Here is a 4,526-nt window from a genome sequence, read left to right on the forward strand (position 1 = left end):
CTGACCAGGGCGCGGTGATGGGCACTGTGCAGCCAGGTGAGAAACTTGATCGCCTCGGTGATCTCCTGTTTGGCGTATCGCGCGCCGGCAGCGGAGCTTTGTCCTGGAACCGATGCTTTGCGTAACCGCCGCAGATGATGCCACCTGGCGAATTGTTCCACCGGAGCGCGCACGGCCGGCTCGGTGACCGACTCGAGTTTCTCAACGAGCCAACGCTCGAACCGGGCCAGCGGTTCGTCGCGGGCAGCCAAGATGCCGGCGTGTTCGAGCAGGCTCCGCAGATGGTTGGTCGCGATGTCGGTACCGGCTTTGTCGAGGCCCTGATGGGTCAACGGGATCTCCCCACGGGCCAGTCCTGCCAGCAGTGCCTTCACTTTGGGCGAACGCTTCCAGCTCAGGATGCTGGCGGGCCGCTCAACGCGGCACAGTGCCTCGACGATGGCAGCCATGGCTTGTGGGTCGTGCGCGCCGTCGATCATCAACGCGGTCAGATCCTCGCGAAGGGCGCAGCGGGCACAGGTTCCGCGCCGGTAGAAATCGCCTTCGGCCCCGCAGCGTCGGCACGTGAAGTCTGCGGGAATCCCCGCGCACGACAAACAGATCGGCTGCCGATCTGCGTCGATGGCCAGGCCGGGAAGCACCCCGTTGTGGCCGCACCCGGGGCAGACACCACGAGTGCGCATCGCTGCGTAAAAACAGCTGTAGCACAGGTCCTCACCGGGCCAGGACGCTCGTCGCTGGTTGGCCATCCGCTCACACCGGCTGCAGCGGAACTGCTCGCCGGTAACCCGCGGGCGGCCCCGTTTGGTTGAGCGCCGGTTGGGGCTAATCGTCATCGCTGATCACCCTGGCTCGGCGCGGACGCACCGCTTTGTTGAGCTCGACCACGTTGGGCCTGGGCGCCGTCTGCGAGCCGGCGGACGCTTTGCGTCGGCGGACGTCGGCCGCGGTCACGGTGACCAGGTCCTCGACGCCGCAACCCAAGATATCGCACAGTGCGGCGATCATTTGAAGCGAAACCCGTTCGGGGCGTTGATGAACCACGCGATACACCTGTGGCCGTGAAAGCTCGATCCCGCGTTCGGCAAGAAGCGGAATCAGATCGGTACTGTTGTGCATCCCGCGAGCGGCCATCAGCTCGGCCAACCGCCAGGTGTAGTCGACTCGCCGTTTCATCAGCTTTCCTCCCCCAACGACAGCGCGGTGTTGATGGTGGTGTCCAACACCCGGCGCAACGTGCTGACCCGGTAATCGCTGGACACGCAGGTATACAGCGACGTCGTGCTGGCATGGTCGTGACCCATCTGGTCCTGGACGAACCGGGCATCCCAGCCGTCTTCGATCAAATGGGTGGCATACGACCGGCGCAGCGAGTGCAGATCTAATCCGTCTGGCAACTCCAGCTCCCGACAATACCGACGGAACCGGCGCAACAGCGTGTTCTCGGCGACCAACGCGCCTCGCTCGCTGGGGAACAAATCAAGCCCATCGGTCATACCCGGCTGGCCGTGCGCAAGCCAGTCGGTGATCACCTCGGGAGTCCACTTAAAGACCGTCAGGACGCCGCGCCGCTTGGGTGGAGATCCCTTCTTGGCCTTGCCGTAGCGGACCTGAACAACGCCGTAACCGCCGAACTCCCGGGCGTGGGCATTGCGGGAGAAATCCACGGTCTGCAGATGACGCAGCTCGTTGAACCGCAGCCCGTAGGAGTAGGCGAGCTTGAACATCGTCGCATCCCGGTAGGCCGGCAGCCAGCCCTTACGCGCCGAGGCCGCGATCAGCGACACCTGGTCGTCGGCATGGTCGAAGAAATCCTGCAGCTCTCGTTTGGTAAACGCGCGCTTGGCCGGGGACTGCTCGTTGTCCTGCACGTGGACCGCGGTGTTCCACTCGAAAAACACCTGAGCGGGATGCGTGCCGAACCGCTGTTCGCACACCCGATCCCACCCGTAATCGGGATCGCTGACATACGAGCAGAACAACCGCAACGCATTCTGGTAACGACGCACAGTCGACTGCTTGCATCTTTTGACCGACCGCAGATCGCCGAAGAACTCCTCCACCAAGGCCGGCGTCCACATCCACGGGAACTCATTGGTGTGCTCGACGAAACGCGCGACCAGCCGGATCCGTCCCGCAATCGTGTCATGGCCCAGGTTGCGACACATTTGCTGATTGCGCCATCCCTGCAGCATCTCATCAACGGTCTGCACCTCCGGATGCAGCAGCGGAACCGACCCGACGACATGCACGCGGCCACTCTTATCGAGGGGCAAATCAGCCTCCAAACCGGTCTCATCGGATGAATCATTGAATCATTCACTGAATCAATACCACATCGCTGCAGCTAGGAGGCCACTGAACAACCGGGATCGCGGGTAGGTCGGATCTTGACTGGTGTGGCGACTGCGATCCGGGAGATTTCGAAAATGCGCTGGCGAGCAGTAGAACTGGGGCCCGGTGGCCCGCTGGCTCGTCGTGAATGGGGTCGGGCGGGTGGCCCTGGCCGTCAGGCCAGGGCCCAGGCCCCGTCGCGGCGGGTGAGGCCACCGTTGATGAGTGTGCGGAGATTGATTGCGGCGCAACGGGTCCGCAGCCAGGCGTGGTTCTTATCGATACCGAGGTAGCGCAGCTTGATCCGTCGCCCGCGGCTGGTGGCGGTCCACGCGATGACCCGTTCCACCATCGAGCGGGTGGGGTAGGCCTGCTTGAACTCGGGTGTTCGGGCCTGCGTGCGGGCGGCGCGCAGCAGCTGCTCGTGGGGGTGGATGCTCATCGACCGCCCATCGGTGGCGGTGGTGCATCGGGATCGCAGCGGGCAGTCGGCGCACACCGCGCCGAAGGTCACCATTCGTTTCGTGCTCATGACCCGGGTGTGTCCACCCGGACAGGTGACGGTGCCGTCCTGCTCATCGATGGTGAAGTCGTCGAGAGTGAATCCGCCGTCCACCGCGGGGCACAGCGGTTTGGGCTTGATCACGGTGTCGTGCCCGCCCGCGCGATAGGCGGCGCGTGCCGCGCCGGTGCCGTAGGCCGAATCGGCATACACCTCGAGTCCACTGCCCTGGCCCTCGGCGCCGGCATCGACATCGTTGCGCCGGCTGTCGGCGGGCTCGGCCGCATCGTGCCGGGCCGCAACGGTATCGGCATCGTGCGGCTCGCCGGCTGGGGCCGGCTCGTCGGTGACAGACGACGACGCCACCGGCGCCTGACTCCCGTTGGCGTGCTCGCCCTGGTTGGCGGCTGGGGTGTGGTGGTAGCGGTCGCGGGCGATCATCTGCTCGCCGACCACCGGGTCGCTGCTAGCCTCTCCGGACGCCTTGGTGAGTTCGCAGTCGGTGATCAGTGCGGTCTCCGGTTCGGCGGCCACATGCCCGCGGAAGCCGTCCTTGCGGTTGGACTTGGACTTGCGGGTGTGCCGGGTCTGGACATCGACGGTCGAGATGACCCGGTCGTGAGCGACCTTGCGGGCAATCCGCCACCGCCCGTCGGTGCCGTCGGGGTCCCCGGCCGGTTCCACGTCCTGACCCGCGACCAGCGCCAACAGCCCCAACGCATCCGCCGCGGCGTCGTCGCGCTCCGGTGCGTCCTGGCCGGTCAGTTCGGCCAGTACCGCCAACGCGTCGTTCACCAGGTCCGACACCAGGTTCTGCTTGGCCTGCCGATCGTCCCAATCGATGTCGGGCTTGCCCGGTTTCGAATAATCCAGCCTCGCGACCCGCTCGATCACCGGTTTCGCGCCCGGCACCAGCCGCGCCACCTTCCGCATCGCCGCCACCAGCTGAGTCACCGTGTCCTGGGTGGCCACCGCGTCGTCGAACACCGTCGAATCCACGCACCGCTTGCGCCGCCCCCGCAGGATCCCGGTCTCGGCGATCACCCGCGCGACTGCGTCGAACACCCGATCCGGGCGCTCCGAGGCGGCGACCCGTTTGCGCCAGTACACCAGGGTGGACGGGTCGAACGACACCTGCGTCAACGACCGCCCGCACGCCACCTTCCACCGAATGTCGTAACGCAGCGCCTCCGCGGTCTGCGGATCCGACAAGTCATACAGCTCCTTAAGCACCAGCACCGACCCGACCAGGTCCGCCGGCAGCGACGGCCGCCCGGTCGAGGAGGAGAACAGGTCGGCGATGAACGAATCCGGGAACAACGCGTGGCGGTGCTCGGCCAGGAACGCGAACACGCTGTCCGGCGGTACCAGCTCCCCGACCAGCGACTGCGCGTCCAACAACTCCCGCTCCGACCACGTAATCCCTTGCACCACAACATCATCACACGTCACACGGCACACAGCCGTCAGGCACGACGAGCGATGGACGAGTTGTTCAGTGGCCTCCTAGGCCCACCGCTGCCGGTCGGACCACCGGGGATCGAGCCACCACCCCCGCCAGGCCCACCACCCCCGCCGGGACCCCCGGAATGGCGGTCGTCGGTGTAGACGTCGGCACGCTGGACGGGGGGCTGGTCGTCGTCGGGCTCGAGGTGCTGCTGGTTGATCCACCACTGCCGCCGCCACGCAG

At 66.1% G+C, this 4,526-nt stretch carries 3 protein-coding genes and 1 pseudogene; all 4 read right to left on the reverse strand.

Annotation, left to right across the window (positions count from 1 at the left end; translation table 11 throughout):
• A pseudogene (locus VKI00_RS06835) lies at nucleotides 1–836 on the reverse strand (recombinase XerD); the annotation flags it as partial.
• A complete protein-coding gene (locus tag VKI00_RS06840) occupies nucleotides 826–1,176 on the reverse strand; it encodes a helix-turn-helix transcriptional regulator (protein ID WP_324436237.1) in 351 nt (116 codons plus the stop codon). The gene VKI00_RS06840 and the pseudogene VKI00_RS06835, both read right to left, overlap by 11 nt.
• Nucleotides 1,176–2,276, reverse strand: a complete 1,101-nt coding sequence (locus tag VKI00_RS06845; RefSeq protein WP_324436238.1) for a site-specific integrase — start codon at nucleotides 2,274–2,276, stop codon at nucleotides 1,176–1,178. Before VKI00_RS06845 ends, VKI00_RS06840 begins: the two co-directional genes overlap by 1 nt.
• Nucleotides 2,277–2,509: 233 nt before the next feature.
• Nucleotides 2,510–4,267 carry a transposase gene (locus tag VKI00_RS06850; protein ID WP_324436239.1) on the reverse strand — a complete coding sequence of 586 codons (1,758 nt, stop codon included), beginning with the start codon at nucleotides 4,265–4,267 and terminating at the stop codon, nucleotides 2,510–2,512.
• Between the last annotated feature and the right edge of the window lie 259 nt (nucleotides 4,268–4,526).

The organism is Mycobacterium sp. (assembly GCF_035314665.1).
Taxonomy (GTDB): Bacteria; Actinomycetota; Actinomycetes; order Mycobacteriales; family Mycobacteriaceae; genus Mycobacterium.

Coding starts and splice junctions, on each gene's coding strand:
- VKI00_RS06840 (WP_324436237.1), bottom strand. CDS start 1,176: ATGAAACGGCGAGTCGACTACACCTGGCGGTTGGCCGAGCTGATGGCC.